Below are 15,961 nucleotides of genomic sequence, written 5' to 3' on the forward strand. Positions count from 1 at the left end.
TGACAAAAAAATGAACGGGCCAAGCCCGCAGGACTGGGGTGGATTCTACTGATGTGCTTGCCCCGGCGCGCCCCCCAGGTGAAGGTCGGCGCGCAAAACATGTTCATGGGATGTTTGACGCGCCGCGAAAGCCAGCCCAAAATATGGGGGGGTATTTTTTACTCGGCGCAACAATTGTCACGAATACTTGTCAGAATGGATCGCTGAAAGCGCAGCCGTGCACTGCGTTTCATATATCCATTGTTCGTGGTGAGCTGTACCGCTATGAACCGCAAGTCCATGCCCAAATCTTTCCTGGAATTGGATCCGGAACTCCGCCAGAAAATCAAGGCGGAACAGTTCCGAATGATGATGGCGATGGCGACGCCAGCCACGGTGGCGGCGACGCTGTTCGCCGTGCTGACGACGCTCTTCTTTCACCACCAGGTGGCCAATTCATTGGTGCACTGGTGGCTGGGCCTGAAAATAGGCATCGCGCTTCCCCGGATTCTTCAACAGGAATGGCACCGGTACCTGGGTGCCCCGGTTTCTCGCCGCTGGCAAAGGGCGGCCCTGCTGCTGATGTTCCTGGATGGTTGCGTCTGGGGCCTGGCCGGCATTTGGCTGACCCCGTCCAATGATTTACTGACCTCGACCCTGATCGGCGTGGGCCTCGCCGGCGTGGCCACCCTGGCCACTTTCACGCTGCACTCCAATTGGATCAACAACGTCGCCTATTGCGTGCCCATGGTGTTGCCGGCGGCGATCGTGTTTTTAAACCGGCACGATCCGCTGAGTTTGTACACCGGCACCGGCCTGCTGGTTTTTCTGGCTTGCCTGCTGTCGGTGGCCCGGCGGGGCCAGAAACACATCGTTGAATTGATCCGGCTGCGCTTCGTGACCGACCGGATTGCCCACGAGCGCGAGAACGCCCTGCTTTTGGCCGAACGCCAAAACGCCATGAAAAGCCAGTTCGTGGCCACCATGAGCCACGAATTGCGCACCCCATTGCACGGCATCCTGGGCCTGACCCGCATGATCCAGACGGCCGACCTGGACCTCGAAAACCGCAAGCGCTTGGGCCTGGTCGAACGCTCGGGCGAACACCTCTTGTCCATCATCAACGACATCCTGGATTTTTCGCGCATCGAGGCCGGTCACCTGTCGGTGGAAAGCCAGCCGTTCGACCTGAGCGATGTGCTGGACGACCTGGTGGCGCTGACCTCGGTCACCGCTTCGGCCAAGGGCTTGAAGCTGGTGACGCAGGTGCAGTTGCCGCGCCCCTGCCACGTGGTGGGCGACGCCGCGCGGGTGCGCCAGATCCTGCTCAATTTGATCGGCAATGCCGTGAAGTTCACGGAACGTGGCCAGATCCGCCTGAGCGCACACCGGGCGGGCCCGACGGCGAACGGCCAGGCCGGGCCCGTGGTGATGCGGGTGTCCGATTCAGGCATTGGCATCGCTCCACAGGACCTGGCCAGCATTTTCGACCCCTTCCACCAGGTGGACAACTCGCTGGGACGGCGCTTTGGCGGCACGGGCCTGGGGTTGACGATTTCGCGCGAAATCAGCCGGGCCATGCACGGCGAGATCACCTGCTCCAGTGTGCAAGGTCAGGGCTCCAGTTTCGAGTTGACGGTGCCCTTGCCCGAGCACCATGCCGAGCAAGCACCTTCGCCTCGGCGTTACGACAGCCCGGCCGCCTCCAGCGCCCCCCTGGACGCAGGCCGCACGCCAGTGGCCTTGCATGGCCACGTTCTGTTGGCCGAGGACAACGAGGTCAATGCCATGGTGGTGGAGGCCTTGCTGCGCCGCCACGGCCTGACCGTGGAGCATGTGCCCGATGGGCTGGAGGTGGTCCACCGCATGTGCGGCAACGAGCCCCGCCCGGACCTGGTGCTGATGGACTGCCAGATGCCCGCCATGGATGGTTTCGAGGCCACGCGGCAGATCCGGGCCGACGAACAGTCACGCGGGCTGGCGCGCACACCGGTGGTGGCCCTGACCGCCAGCGCCCTGGCCGAGGACAGCGAGCGCTGCCTGGGCGCCGGCATGGACGCCCACCTGCCCAAGCCCTTCCGGGAAGACCAGCTGCTGTCCGTCCTGCTGGCTCACCTGCCGCTGGCGGCGCCTTCGCGGTCTTTCATGCCGGCGGCCTGATCGGCCTGACGCGGACGGGCCCAGCCCGAGCTCACAGCCGAGAACACCTGGATGTCCGGGTGGTAGGTTTTGAACATGAAGCCATACAGCGGATGCTGGTTGGCGTGCCATTGCCTTTCCGCCCCATACACATCGAATTTGAGCACGCGGTGTTCGATGCCTCCGGCATGCTTCAAGGGAAACTTTCGGCCATCACCGAATATGTCCACATACCCCAGTGATTCGTAAATCCGATCGAGCGGACGCCGGGCGCCAATCAAAATGATGGGCAATTGCATGGCGCAGCAGTACAGATAACACGCCTTGATCAAGGCCTGGCGCGTGGTGAACTGGTTATAACCAGGCCGGACCGAAAACCTCGTGATCTCCGTCAAAGTCTGTTTTTTCAAATCAGGTGGAATATCCACACTGCCCTCCAGCAACAAGGGCTGGTGGGTATTGCTTTGAAGCCGGGCCGTCCCGATGGCTTCGCCGGTGATTTTGTCCTCGGCCAGGAAAATCACCGTGCCGGGTGATTTGTCCAGGTGGTCCGGTATCAACATGTTTTCGGCCATGTGGGGCAAATGGTGCCCATAGGCGGCCGATCTCAATTCACATACTTTTTGCAGTTGTTCTTCCGTGCGAACCAGTTTCATCACAAAAGGCAGGCTGTTGTTCAACCCACTTTGTTCGCCCAACTCGTCATCGCCAGGAATCCGCGATGGTGCTGCGATTGAATACTGCATGTGTGTGCCTCTAAGGATTTAATACATCTCATCCGATTCGAAGGCTTGGCACCGACCCCCGAAGAGTTTGAAAAATTTTGTCACACCTTGTCTCAATTTGAAATACCAACCCACCCGATTGGGGGGCTTCAAACACGCAAGCACGGGGTTTCGGACGCCGTTTTATTCCGCCGGCTGTGACACTTGCCACGCTTTGTCCGCGAACAGCGTTTCAAGACCGAAATTCAGTGGTTTGAGGGTGTTCAGGTACCGGGGTAAATGTCCGATACCGCCCCATGGTCATCATTTGTCCACCCCTCGGCATCGCTTCACGGGCCCGCCGGTGAAGCTCAAAACGGTTTCCCACAGCATGTTCCTCGGCGTCATCCTGGCGCTGATGGCCAATTTCGCCTTCCTGGTGCTGATCCGTTCCGCATTCGAAACCAGTCCGCAGGTCGCCCTGCAGCGTGAGCGAACCGCCCATGCCCTGGAAAACCTGCGCCTGGAGACCGACCTGCTGCGCCGGCTGGTGCGCTCGTACACGGCCACCGGTGACGTCAACTACTTGCTGACCTATTACGACATCTACGCCATCCGCCAGGGTGAAAAGGGCGCGCCGGCCGAAGGCGACGCCAGCGTTTTCTGGGAAGACGTGATCGCCAAGCGCAAGCCGCATGTCCTGCCCCAACAAGGCCCGCGTCAGACACTGTTGGAGCGCATGAAGGCCCTGAACCTGAGCGCCGACGAACTGGACTGCCTGCAGCGCGTGCTGGACGCCACCGAACGCCTGAAAAAGACCGAGCAGGTCGCCTTCGCCGCCACGCAGGGCCTGTACGACGCCCAGCGCCAGGCCTTCGTCTCGGAGGGCGAGCCCAACCTGGCCTATGCCACCAAGCTGGTCTACGCCAAGTCCTACGAGCAGGACGGCGCCGACCTGACGCGCGCCATCGCCGACCTGATCCAGCGCGCCGACGCCCGCACGGAAGCCGCGGTGCAAGAAGCCTCGGACCGCGTGGCCCGTTTCATCGGCCTGGCCGTGGCGGTGGACTTTCTGCTGTTGCCCGTGATGGCCCTGGCCTTGATGGTGATGCGCCGCCGGGTGCTCGACCCCATCAACGGGCTCAGCCGACAGGCGCGTGCTTTTGCGTCGGGCCACTACGACTTGCGCGGCGACCCGCAATGGCACGCTGTGCGCGAGGTCGCGGTGCTGAGCAGCACCATGGACGCCATGGCCCAGTCCATCCAGGATGACCTCACCGCGCGCGCGCAGGTGCAGGCCGACCTGCGCGCCGCCCGCGACCAGGCGGAATCGGCCACGCGGGCCAAGTCATTGTTCCTGGCCAACATGAGCCACGAGATCCGCACACCGATGAACGCCATCATCGGCATGACTCACCTGGCCTTGCAGACCCCGTTGACGGAACAGCAAAAGGACTACCTGGACAAGGTGCTGTCGGCCTCGCAGATCCTGCTGGGCGTGATCAACGACATCCTCGACTTCTCAAAGATTGAGGCCGGACGGCTTTCGCTGGAAAACGCGCCCTACCGCGTGGAAGAGGTGGTGGGCAACGCCATGATGCTGGTGCGCCAGAAAGCCCAGGAGCGCGAGATCGAGCTGCTGTGCGAGTTCGCCGACCCCGCCCTGCTGGGCGAGGCGGGCGTGGTCCGCGGGGACATGCTGCGCGTCGGACAGATCCTGACCAACCTGCTGTCCAACGCCGTCAAGTTCACACACAGCGGCCACGTGAAGATCCGCGTGAGCCTGGAGGACCGCACAGGCGCCTCGGCCAGTTTGCGCTTCGAGGTCATCGACACCGGCATCGGCATGACGCCCGAGCAACTGGGTCGGCTGTTCCAGGAGTTCACGCAGGCCGACGACAGCACCACGCGCCGCTATGGCGGCACCGGCCTGGGGTTGAGCATCTGCCAACGCCTGAGCACGCTCATGGGCGGCCAGATCTCGGTGGCCAGCCAGCCGGGCTCGGGCTCGGTCTTCACGGTCATGCTGCCCGTCAGCATCGTGGCCAGCGCCGGCAAGGCCTTGCCGGCCGCCGCGCCCAGCCCGATCGAGACCTTGCGCGTCCTGGTGGTGGACGACCAGGGCGAAACATTGGCCTCGGTGGCCGGGCTGCTGCAGGCCATGGGCGTGGGAGTCGATGCGCGCGGCGGCACGATCGCCACGGCCGAGAACGGCACGCAGGCCTTGGACATGGCACATGCTGCGAAGGTGCGAGGCCAGCCTTTCGATGTCGTGCTGCTGGACTGGGTGCTGCCCGACCTGGACGGCGCGGAGGTGACCAGCCGCTTGCGCCAGAGCCACCCCGGCCTGGGCGTGGTGGTCGTGTCGGCCTACGGCTGGGACAGCCTGCAGGCCAATGCCACGCAAGCGGGCGCCGACAGCTTCCTGCCCAAGCCGGTGCTGCCCGATGCCTTGCGCGGCCTGTTCGCGCGGATGACCGGGCTGGCTTCTTCTGATGCGGCCACCTCGGTGCCGGCGGACGCGGTGGTCAGGCTGGATGGCCTGCGCGTGCTGCTGGTGGAGGACAACGCGCTGAACCAGCAACTGGCCATCGAGTTGCTGAGCCGCCGAGGGGCCATCGTCAAATCGCTCGACAACGGCTGTGAAGCGGTCGAACACCTGCGCATGGCCGGCCCCACCGCCTACGACGTGGTGCTGATGGACTTGCACATGCCGGTGATGGACGGCCACGAGGCCACGCGCCAGATCCGCGCCGACGCGCGCTTCCAGGCCCTGCCCATCCTGGCCATGACGGCGCACGCGCTGGACGAGGAGCGCGACCACTGCCTGGCCATCGGCATGCAGGACCACATCAGCAAGCCGCTGGACCCGCGCAAGCTGTACGCCACGCTGGCGTGTTACCACCCGCTGAGCCAGGCCTTGGCCGTGGCCAAGCCTTCGCCCATGGAGGCCGGCGCCGTCGCCACCGCCCGACCATTGCCGCAAGCCCCGGGCCTGGATGCCCAACAGGCCCTCGGCCGCCTGGAAGGTGACCGAGACCTCTACCTCCGCGTGTTGACAGGGTTCACCGACCACCTGGTGGAGGCCGGCCCGGCTTTCGACGCCGCGGCCCGGTCCCGCGACTGGCCCACCCTCGAACGCGAAGCCCACACCCTGCGCGGCTTGGCCGCCACGGTGGGCGCGCACGAGTTGACCCGCCTCTCGGCCGAGTTGGAGCGGACGGTCCAGGCGCAAGACAACGACGGCCTGGCACGCATCAGCCAGACCCTGCAAACGGCGGTCGGCGAACTGCTGGCACGGCTGCGGCCCCAACTGACAACGCCCCGGCACGACCCACCGACCGGATCACCCGCCAAGCCATCGCGCGCCCACACCTTGCCCGAACTGCCACCCGCGCTCACCGAGGCCTTGCTGCGCCTGGTCCAGGACAGCGACAGCGAAGCCATCAGCGTCTGGCGCCAACAGCGCGGCGTGTTCGCCAGCGCGATGCACCCCTTGATGTTCAGCCGCCTGGACACCGCCATCGAAGGCTGCGATTTCGACGCGGCCTTGACCCTGCTCCAAGAAAGACTTGGCCATGCCCTCTCCTGAAGCACGCGCCCACACGCCCACCATCCTGGTCGTGGACGACGCGCCGACCAACCTGACCCTGCTCGCTGGCCTGCTCGACAAGACCTACCGCGTGAAGCTCGCGTCGTCCGGCGCCAAGGCACTGGAACTGGCGCAGCGCTCGCCGCCCGACCTGGTCCTGCTCGACCTGATGATGCCCGGCATGGACGGCTACGAGGTTTGCCAACGCTTGAAGCAGGACGAACGCACGCGCCACATCCCGGTGATCTTCCTGACCGCCATGCAGGAGCCGGAGGACGAAACACGCGGCTTCGAGGTGGGCGGCGCGGACTACATCCACAAGCCCATCATCCCGGCCGTGGTGAAGGCGCGCGTCAAGACACACCTGGAGAACAAGGCCTTCCACGACTACCTGGCCCAGCGCAACGTGGTGCTGCAAAGCAAGCTGGAAACGCAGATGGCGCAGTTGGACCGCCTGCGCGACTCCACCTTGTTCATCATGATTTCATTCGCCGAGTTCCGCGACGAGGACACCGGCAACCACGTCAAGCGCACACAGGAGTACGTGCGCGTGCTGGCCACGCACCTGTGGACACAAGGGCTGCACCACGACGTGCTCAACCCGGACAGCATCCAGCTCATCGCCAAATCGGCGCCGCTGCACGACATCGGCAAGGTCGCCATCCCGGACAGCATCCTGCTCAAGCCCGGCAAGCTGACGGCGGAAGAGTTCGAGGTCATGAAGGGCCATCCCCAACATGGCTGGGACATGCTCAACAAGGCCGCTTTGCGCATGGGCGAAGAAACCGACTTCCTGGCCTATGCCATGGAGATCGCCCGATCTCACCATGAAAAGTGGGACGGTTCGGGCTATCCCGATGGCCTGGCCGGCCAGAAGATCCCCCTCTCGGCCCGACTGATGGCGGTGGCCGATGTGTACGACGCCCTGATCAGCCGCCGGCCTTACAAGGAGCCTTTCACCCACGAGGTGGCGATGACCTTCATCGACGAGGGCCGGGGCAAGCATTTCGACGGGGACATCGTGGATGCCCTGCACGCGACACAAGCGATGTTCATCGACATCGCCAGCCAATGGAAAGACTGATGAAGCAAACCAAGATGATGAAGACACCCCTGTTGAAGGTGGCGGTGCTGGTCCTGGTCGCCAGTGGCAGCCTGGCAGCGCACGCCGTGGACTTCTCGTACTCGGCCTTCGGCACCATCGGCGCGGCCGTGTCTGACCAAGACTACCGTTACCAGCGCTTCATCGACTCGGACGTGGGCTTCAAGCGCGACAGCGTGCTGGGCGCGCAGGTCGATGCGCAGTTCACGCCCGAGCTGTCGGCCACCGTGCAGGCCAAGGTGGCCCCGTCGATGCGCAATGACCGCCACTGGGACCTGAGCGCCAGTTGGGCCTTCGCCTCCTGGCGGCCCAACAACGACTGGCTGTTGCGCGCGGGCAAGGTCCGCATCCCCTTGTACCTGTCGTCGGAAAACATGGACGTGGGCCAGAGCTACGATTTCGCACGCCTGCCGACCGAGATGTACTCCATCGCACCGACCACCGATGTGACCGGCCTGTACATCACCCGCAACTGGACGCTGCCGGCCTCGGAGCTGAGCATGGACGTGTACAGCGGCCAGGCCAAGGTGTGGATCCGCGTGGCCAGCCGCGACACGGGCGTGGGCTTCTACGACTACAACACGCACGTCAGCGGCAGTGTGCTGACCTGGCGCGCCGACGACACGATGCTGCGCTTCGGCTGGCACCATGCGGGCACCAAGTCGATCGATGGGCCGCAGAACCCGCAGTCCGTGACCTATGTGCCCATGGTGCCGGGCGTGGGCTTCTACAACGTCAGCAGCTATACCCAAAAGATCGTCAACGACATCTTCACCATCGGCTTCGACCAGCGCCTGCCGGACAACTGGCGCGTGATGCTGGAGCTGGAACGCAACTTCCAGCACGACACCGACCTGGGCGCCAACACCGCCGGCGGCTACCTCGCGCTGCTCAAGACCATGGACCGGTGGACGCCTTATGTGGCGGTGTCCAAGCTGAAGACGGTGGGGGCGCCGGCCCGCCTGCGGGAGGCCGTGAACCAGGTCGATCCAGCCTCGCTCGTGCCCTTGGTGGGCTCGGCGGCCGCAGCCCAGATCGGCGCCGGCCAGCGCCAGCTGGTCGATGGCATCCCCTTCTACGACCAGCACTCGCTGGCCATCGGCGCCTCGTACGCGATCACGCCGCACAGCAAGGTGAAGGCCGAGTTGCTGCACACGTGGGTCAAGCGGGGCTCGGTCTTGGTTGATTCGCCGAGCGGCGGTCCAGCGGTGTCCGACCAAGGCATCAATGTGCTGTCCCTGAGCTACAACTTCGCCTTTTAAGGAGTGCCCATGACACGCCTTAAATTCAACCGGACCTTCGCCATCGCGGCGCTGTGTGCCCCGCTGCTGGCACACGCCGGCGTGGTGGTGATCGCCCACCCCACGGTCCGCAAGATGGACCTGGCCACCGTGCAGCGCATCTTCACCGGCAAGGCCATCGAGGTCGATGGCGTGCGGGTGTCGCCCGCCAACGGTGCAGCGACCATGCCGAGCCGCCAGCGCTTCCTGGCGCAATACCTGCAAACCGACGAGGACCAGTACGTGGCCTACTGGACGGTGCGCCGCTACGTGGGCAAGGGCACGCCGCCGCACGAGGTCAAGCAGACCGCCGAGATGATCGACTACGTCAGCAAGACGCCCGGTGCCGTGGGCTACATCGACGAATCAGAGTTGCAGCCGGGCATGAACGTGGTGCTGCGCAAGTGACTTTCTTCACGAAACCGCCGGCAAGCCTGGCCTGCCCTGGCTTTTCGGGGGATCGGGCCACCGCCCGGCGTTGAATGATGAGGGCTTGTTGCCCCCTTGAGGAAGCCGACGGTGTCGTCCCGCCCGCCTTTGACGCCCGCCAACCCGGCCTTGCTGGCCGAGTTGGCCGCGTCCAGCAGCGCCCGTGAAGGCGCCATGCTGTTGTTGTCCACCTTGGCCACGCAGGTGGGCGCCAGCCGCGCCTGCCTGGCCTGGTGGCAGCAGGGCCACGCGGTGGTGGACGCCCAATGGACCAGCCCCGACGCCCCCGCCACGGCCACCCTGCTGCCCACGCCACTGGGCGCCGCCCTCGACGAGGCCATCGACCAAGGCGTGACCCTGGGCTGGCCCCCGGTGCAGGAGGACCATGAGCACTGGGTGACGCTGGCGCACCGCACCCTGGCGCAAAAGCTGGGCTGCGCGGTGCTGAGCGTCCCCTTGCCTGCCGGCCCCACGCCCACCGGCGCCATCTGCCTTGAATGGGCCCAGGGCCAGCCGCCTTTGTCGCCCATGACCCGCCAGTTCATCGAAGCCACGGTGGCGCAATGCGCGCCCTTGCTGGCGCTGCAACGCCAGGCGCACCGGCCCTGGCACTGGCACCTGCGCCAGTCGTTGAAGCAGCGCTGGCAGACGCTGAAGGACCGCGAATACCCCTGGCGACGTCGTGGCCTGGCCCTCGGCGCCGTGCTGCTGGCCGTGCTCGGCCTGCTGCCCCTGCCCGACCGCATCGGCGGCCATGGCCGCATCGAAGGCGCCGAGCAGCGCGTGCTGGTCGCCCCCAGCGATGGCTTCATCAAGGCCACCCACGTGCACCCTGGCGACCGCGTCAAGGCTGGGCAGGTGCTCGCCGACCTGGCCGAACAGGACTTGAAGCTCGAGCGCGACAAGTGGACCAGCCAACTGGCCCAGCACGAGAACAGCTACGCCAGCGCCATGACCCGCGCGGACCGCGCCGACGCCGCCATGAGCCTGGCCAAGGTGCAGGAAGCGCAGGCGCAGCTGTCCCTGGTCGATGAGCAACTGCAGCGATCGCAGTTGAACGCGCCCTTCGATGGCGTGGTGATCCAGGGCGACCTGAGCCAATCCATCGGCGCACCCGTGAAGCAGGGCGATGCCCTGATCACGGTGGCCAGCACGCACCAGTACCGCGTCATGCTCGAAGTGGACGAAAGCGATGTGGCCCGCGTGAACCCTGGCCAGACCGGCACGCTGGCGCTGTCGGCCCTGCCCTGGGACACGCTGGACCTGCGCGTGCTGCGCATCACCCCGCTGGCCCAGGCCAAGGACGGCCGCAATGTGTTCGAAGTGCAGGCCGAGTTCACCGGCCCCGTGCCCGCCGAGGTGCGCCCCGGCCTGATGGGCCAGGCCAAGGTGGTCGTGGGCCAACGCCCCTGGCTGTGGACCTTGGTGCGACCCCTGATCGAACGCGCCCGCCTTGGCCTGTGGTCCTGGTGGGGATGAGGTGAGCAGCGTGCAGCCGCACAGCCCCTTGTCCAGCCCCGACTGGCACCGCGTGGCCGCGCTGCGTCCGCGCCTGCGCCCGCGCGTCAGCGTCGAAGGGCAATGGGTGCGCGGCCAGCGCTGGCAGGTGCTGCGCGACGACGACACCGGACAGGCCTGCCGACTCAACGCCTCCGCTTACCGCATCGCCGCGCGCTTCGACGGTCAGCGCGCCTTGCAGGACCTGTGGCCCTTGCTGGACCACCACGCCGACGCCCCTACTCAGGACGAGATCGTGGCCGTGCTGCGGCAACTTCAAAAGCAGCACCTGGTCGAGTTCGATGGCACGCCGGATTTCGGCGCCATGCCCGCCTCCGGTGCCACGGTTGATCAGCTTGCGCAGCCCACCGACCAGCACACTCAAAGGCAGTCCAGTCTCATGGCCTGGCGCATCCCGCTGGGCAACCCCAGCCGCTGGCTGGACCGCGCCGAGCCCCTGGCCCGCGCGGTGTTCTCGCTGCCCGGCCTGCTGCTGTGGTCAGCACTGATGCTGGGCCTGCTGGCGGGCCTGTTCATGCAAGGCAACGCGCTGCAGGCGCATGCCGGCGCGTGGATGCACACCCCCCGCTACCTGACCTTGTCGCTGCTGCTCTACCCGCTCATCAAGGCCATCCACGAAGCCGCGCACGCGCTGGCCGTGCGCCGCTGGGGGGGACAGGTGCGCGAAGCCGGCATCACTTTGTTGATGCTGATGCCTGTGCCTTATGTGGATGCCTCGGCGGCCAATGCCTTCCGCCACGCCTGGCAGCGCATGCTGGTCAGCGCGGCCGGCATCATGGCCGAGCTGGCCTTGGCCGCACTGGGCCTGGGGCTTTGGCACGCCACCAGCGATGGCCTGTTGCACGACGCGGGTTTCGTCGTGTGGTTCATCGCCTGCGTGTCAACCTTGCTGTTCAACGCCAACCCCTTGCAGAAGCTGGACGGCTACCACGTGGCCACCGACGCCCTGCACCTGCCCAACCTGGCCTCGCGCAGCCAGCAGTGGTGGCGCGCACGCGGCCAACGCTGGCTCACGCAGGACGATGCCGCCCCCTGGTCACAGGCCCTGCAGATCGCGCCGGGCGAGCGGCCCTGGCTCATCGCCTACGCACCACTGGCCTGGGTCTACCAGTGCCTGCTGTGGACCGCGCTGGTGGTGTGGGCCGGCAGTGTTTCAAGCGTGCTCGGCTGGCTGGGCGGCAGCTTGGCCTTGTTCTTCGGCGTGCTCAAGCCGGCCTGGTCCTGGGCCCGCGTGGCTTGGCAGGCCGTGCTGTGGCGCCCCCGTGAAACCCGCCGTGCCACCTTGCGTCGCGCGGCCTTGTTGCTGTTGCCTCTGCTGGCGCTGCTGCTGCCCTGGCCCGACCGCATCGTGGCGCGTGGCGTGGTCTGGGCGCCCGACCAGGCCCTGGTCCGCAGCGAGGTCGATGGCCTGATCCAGGCCGTGCACCACGCCGATGGCGATGCGGTGCAGGCCGGCGATTTGCTGGTCACGCTGGACAACCCCAAGCTGCTGGCCCAGCGCGAACGCCTGGCCGCGTTGGTCACGCAGGCCGAACAGAATCAGTTCACCGGCATGCTCACCCGCACCGACCAGGACGTGGCGCAATCCGGCAAGGCCCAAGACGAACTGGTCCGCTTGCAAGCCGAGGTCGACCGCTTGGACGACCAGATCGCGAACCTGCAGGTGCGGGCCCGCAGCGCCGGCCGGCTGGTGCTGCCTCAGCAAGGCGACTTGCCAGGCCGCTATCTGCACCGCGGCAACCTTCTGGGCCATGTGCTGACGGACCAAGCCCCCACCGTGCGCGTGGCCGTGCGCGAAGGCGACGCCGTGCAACTGCGCCAACACCTTCGGCAGGTGTCGGTGCGCTTGAGCAGCGGCCAGGGCGATGCCGCCGCCAATGCCACCTTGGTGCGCGATGCCATCGGCGCCACGCAGCAACTGCCCAGCGCCGCCCTGAGCGATGTCCACGGCGGCGACCTCCAGACCGACCCGCACGACGAACACCAGTTGAACACCGTGCGCCCCGTGGTGCTGATGGACGTGCGCCTGGACCACGCCCCCCGCGCAGAACGGCTGGGCGAGCGCGCCTGGGTGCGCTTCGACCAGGGCTGGTCGCCGCCGGTGGCCCAGCTCTGGCGCTGGACCCGCCAGCGCGTGGACGCCAGCTTCAACCCGGGACACTGAGGGACCATGGACCACACGCTGATGGCCTCTTGGCGCCAAGTGCTGCTGCCCATGCCAAGGCATGACGCGCTGGCCCGTCCTGGCCCACGCTGGGGGCGCTACCCCGAACGGCCCGACCACGCCGCGCCACGCCAGGGCGGCGGCTTGCCCGTGCGGGGCCTGCCCGCCGCCTTGCCCGCCACTTGGCGACTGGCGCTGTGCCAACCCTGGTTGCGCCAGGTGCGACAACTGGCCGACACGCCCAATGAGGATCTGAACGCCTGCCGCCAGGCCCTGCGTCGCCAGGGCCTCACCTCCGCGACCCTGGCCCTGGCCCTGGCCCATGTGCTGCGCGCCGCGCAAAGCACGCTGGGCCTGCGCCTGCACGACACCCAACTGCTCGCTGCCGCCTTGATGCTGGACCAGCAACTGGTGGAGATGGCCACAGGCGAAGGCAAGACCCTGGCCATGGCCACTGCTGCTGCGGTGGCGGCGCTGGCCGGCATCCCCGTGCACGTGGTCACCGCCAACGACTACCTGGCCGAACGAGACGCCCAACACCTGGCCCCCCTGTTCCAGGCCCTGGGCGTGTCGGTGGGCGCCATCGCGCCGGCCATGACGTCCGAGCAGCGCCGCCCCGTCTATGTGCGGGACGTGGTCTACGCCACCGCCAAGGAAGTCGCTTTCGACTACCTTCGCGATGGCCTGTCCATGCCCCACGGCGCACCGCCCCTGTTGCGCGGTCTCAGCCTCGCCCTGATCGACGAGGCCGACAGCATCCTGCTCGACGAGGCCAGCGTGCCCTTGATCATCTCGGTGGCGCAGTCAGGCCAGGCCGCGCAGCAGGCCAGCCGCCGCGCCGTCTGGTGGCAGGCCCTGCACCTGGCCCGGCGCCTGCACGCGGGCGACCACTTCACCATCGACACCAGCCGGCACAGCGCCACCCTCACGCCCGCGGGCGAGCGGCACATCGCCGGCCCGGCCGAAGCCCTGGGTGGCGTCTGGCGCCGCCCGCGCCTGCGCCGCGACCTGCTGGGCCTGGCCCTCACCGCGCTGCACGCCCTCCAACGCGACCAGCACTACCTGGTGCGCGAAGGCAAGGTGGAGCTGCTGGACTCGCTCACCGGCCGCATCGCCGTGGGCCGGGTCTGGTCACAAGGCCTGCACACCCTGATCGAACTGAAGGAAGGCTGTCCCCTCAGCGCACCCACCGAGACCCTGGCCCAGATCACCTTCCAACGATTCTTCAAGCGCTACTGGCGCCTGGGCGGCTTGAGCGGCACCCTGGTCGAAGCACGCGGCGAGCTGCGCAGCCTCTACGACGTTGATGTGGTCCGCGTGCCCGAGCGCCTGCCCAGCCAGCGCCAACGCTGGCCCACGCTGGTGTTCGCGACCGCGGATGAACGCTGGCGCGCCGTGGCAGAACGGGTGAAACAACTGCAGGCCAAGGGTCGTCCCACCCTCATCGGCACCGACTCGGTGCACGACTCCGAACAGCTGTCGAACCACCTGCACGAGGCTGGCATCGCGCATGCGGTGCTCAACGCGCGGCATGACCAGCACGAGGCCGACATCGTGGCGCAAGCCGGCCAGGCCGGACGCGTCACCGTGGCCACCCGCATGGCCGGACGCGGCACCGACATCGGCCTGGACGAACGGGCCCTGGCCGCGGGTGGCCTGCACGTGATCCATTGCCAGCGCAACGAGTCCAAACGCATGGACCGCCAGTTGGTGGGGCGCTCTGCGCGACAGGGGCAGCCGGGCAGCACAGAAGCGTGGATTTGTGCCTCCATTTCGGCCGACCCGCCACCCCCTTCTGAACCTAAGCTAACACGATGTATTCAATCCGCCGTCGTGCATCGTTTTCACCTGTCGCCCTGGTGCCTCTGGCACCTGCGTCTGCCCCAGTGGGTGGAAGAGCGTCGGCAGGCGGCTTTGCGGCGGCAACTGCTCGAACGAGACCGGCAATGGGCTCAACAATTTCGCCTCGCACGGCAAAACCGTGGGCCCTCTGCCTAGGCGCGCTGCTGGGCTCCGTGGGGGCGAGCGCGCACGCCGCGGCCCCCAAGCCTGCCGGTTGCCTGATCGAACCCGACCAGGTGGCGGACGTCGGCTCAGCCGTCACCGGCATCATTGAAAAGCTCAACGTCGCCCTGGGTGAACGGGTGGAAGCCGGCCAGTCCGTGGTCATCCTGCGCGCCGACGTGGAACGCGCCAACGCCAATGCCGCCACCCTGCGCACGCAGATGGACGCCGAAGTGAAGGCCGCCGCCGCCAACCTCGAGTTGGCGCGCCAAAAGGTGCTGCGCACCCAGCAACTGGTGGCCAAGGACTTCGTGTCGCAGCAAGCGCTGGACCAGGCCAATGCGGAAATGGAAGTGGCCGCGCAAAAACACCTGCTGGCGCGCAGCCAGCAACGCATCTATGGCCAGGAACAGGCCATGGCACAAGCCCAGCTTGGCTTGCGCACCTTGCGCAGCCCGATCAACGGCATCGTCGTCGAGCGCTACAGCAATGTCGGCGAACGGGTGGAAGACCGCCCGGTCATGCGCGTGGCCAACATCGATCCGCTGCGCGTGTCGCTGATGGTGCCCATCACCCAATACGGCCAGGTCAAGCTGGGCGACCACCTGGCCATCCACCCCGACTTGCCGGGCGTCGGCACGGTCAGCGCCACGGTGCAGTACGTGGACAAAGTGGTGGACGCCGCCAGCAACACCTTCCGCGTGCGCCTGACCCTGCCCAATCCCGATCACCGCCTGCCCGCCGGCCTGCGTTGCAAGGCCGACTGGCCGGTGGCCTCGGCGGGTGGCACCGCGGCGCCCGCCCGGCCCATGCCCAGCAGCATGGCGCCCGTCCCCGCGGTGCGCGCCCAGCCCAAGGCCATCGCGCAAGCCACACCGCCGGTGCACATGCCCACGGCCACCGCGCCAGTCGCCACCTGGCTGAAGATGTCCACCGCCCTGGCCCGCGTGCCCGCGGCGCCAGCGCCCTCCCGCGGCAACTTCGCCGTGGCCAAGGCCAGCCAGCCGATCAGCCTGAAATTCAGCATCGCGCTGGCCGACGCGCGCTGAC

The 15,961-nt window shown here is 66.8% G+C and carries 10 protein-coding genes; 9 read left to right on the forward strand and 1 reads right to left on the reverse strand.

What is annotated here, in order from left to right; all coding sequences use genetic code 11:
• Positions 1-279: 279 nt before the first annotated feature.
• Positions 280-2,139, forward strand: a complete 1,860-nt coding sequence (locus tag ACREB4_RS16875) for an ATP-binding protein (protein ID WP_431589401.1) — start codon at positions 280-282, stop codon at positions 2,137-2,139.
• On the opposite strand, the gene ACREB4_RS16880 is transcribed toward ACREB4_RS16875, so the two are convergent.
• Positions 2,091-2,864: an N-acyl amino acid synthase FeeM domain-containing protein gene (locus ACREB4_RS16880; RefSeq protein WP_431589402.1), complete on the reverse strand. Its 774-nt coding sequence runs from the start codon at positions 2,862-2,864 to the stop codon at positions 2,091-2,093. The genes ACREB4_RS16875 and ACREB4_RS16880 overlap by 49 nt on opposite strands.
• A 349-nt stretch (positions 2,865-3,213) precedes the next feature.
• On the opposite strand from ACREB4_RS16880, the gene ACREB4_RS16885 reads away from it, so the two are divergent.
• The 8 genes from ACREB4_RS16885 to ACREB4_RS16920 all read left to right on the forward strand — a co-directional run bounded on the left by ACREB4_RS16885 (position 3,214) and on the right by ACREB4_RS16920 (position 15,960).
• Positions 3,214-6,414: a response regulator gene (locus ACREB4_RS16885; RefSeq protein WP_431589403.1), complete on the forward strand. Its 3,201-nt coding sequence runs from the start codon at positions 3,214-3,216 to the stop codon at positions 6,412-6,414.
• The gene (locus tag ACREB4_RS16890; protein ID WP_431589404.1) at positions 6,401-7,498 is read left to right on the forward strand and encodes a response regulator; all 1,098 of its coding nucleotides are present in this window, start codon (positions 6,401-6,403) and stop codon (positions 7,496-7,498) included. The genes ACREB4_RS16885 and ACREB4_RS16890 overlap by 14 nt, the downstream gene beginning before the upstream one ends.
• Positions 7,498-8,778: a hypothetical protein gene (locus tag ACREB4_RS16895; protein ID WP_431589405.1), complete on the forward strand. Its 1,281-nt coding sequence runs from the start codon at positions 7,498-7,500 to the stop codon at positions 8,776-8,778. Before ACREB4_RS16890 ends, ACREB4_RS16895 begins: the two co-directional genes overlap by 1 nt.
• 9 nt (positions 8,779-8,787) lie before the next feature.
• A complete protein-coding gene (locus ACREB4_RS16900; protein WP_431589406.1) occupies positions 8,788-9,204 on the forward strand; it encodes a hypothetical protein in 417 nt (138 codons plus the stop codon).
• 111 nt (positions 9,205-9,315) lie between these two features.
• Positions 9,316-10,704 carry an efflux RND transporter periplasmic adaptor subunit gene (locus tag ACREB4_RS16905; protein ID WP_431589407.1) on the forward strand — a complete coding sequence of 463 codons (1,389 nt, stop codon included), beginning with the start codon at positions 9,316-9,318 and terminating at the stop codon, positions 10,702-10,704.
• Positions 10,705-10,714: 10 nt separating this feature from the next.
• Positions 10,715-12,907, forward strand: a complete 2,193-nt coding sequence (locus ACREB4_RS16910; RefSeq protein WP_431589408.1) for a biotin/lipoyl-binding protein — start codon at positions 10,715-10,717, stop codon at positions 12,905-12,907.
• A 6-nt stretch (positions 12,908-12,913) separates the two neighbouring features.
• On the forward strand, positions 12,914-14,905 hold the full coding sequence (locus ACREB4_RS16915; protein ID WP_431589409.1) for a DEAD/DEAH box helicase: 1,992 nt from the start codon (positions 12,914-12,916) through the stop codon (positions 14,903-14,905).
• 17 nt (positions 14,906-14,922) lie between these two features.
• Positions 14,923-15,960 (forward strand): efflux RND transporter periplasmic adaptor subunit, encoded by a 1,038-nt coding sequence (locus tag ACREB4_RS16920; protein WP_431589410.1) that lies wholly within the window; start codon positions 14,923-14,925, stop codon positions 15,958-15,960.
• Position 15,961: the final 1 nt, after the last annotated feature.

The sequence above is a fragment of the Aquabacterium sp. genome (assembly GCF_050725395.1).
Lineage (GTDB): Bacteria > Pseudomonadota > Gammaproteobacteria > Burkholderiales > Burkholderiaceae_C > Aquabacterium.

Coding starts and splice junctions, on each gene's coding strand:
- ACREB4_RS16915 (WP_431589409.1), top strand. CDS start 12,914: ATGGACCACACGCTGATGGCCTCTTGGCGCCAAGTGCTGCTGCCCATG.
- ACREB4_RS16880 (WP_431589402.1), bottom strand. CDS start 2,864: ATGCAGTATTCAATCGCAGCACCATCGCGGATTCCTGGCGATGACGAG.
- ACREB4_RS16875 (WP_431589401.1), top strand. CDS start 280: ATGCCCAAATCTTTCCTGGAATTGGATCCGGAACTCCGCCAGAAAATC.
- ACREB4_RS16890 (WP_431589404.1), top strand. CDS start 6,401: ATGCCCTCTCCTGAAGCACGCGCCCACACGCCCACCATCCTGGTCGTG.
- ACREB4_RS16885 (WP_431589403.1), top strand. CDS start 3,214: ATGTTCCTCGGCGTCATCCTGGCGCTGATGGCCAATTTCGCCTTCCTG.
- ACREB4_RS16900 (WP_431589406.1), top strand. CDS start 8,788: ATGACACGCCTTAAATTCAACCGGACCTTCGCCATCGCGGCGCTGTGT.
- ACREB4_RS16895 (WP_431589405.1), top strand. CDS start 7,498: ATGAAGCAAACCAAGATGATGAAGACACCCCTGTTGAAGGTGGCGGTG.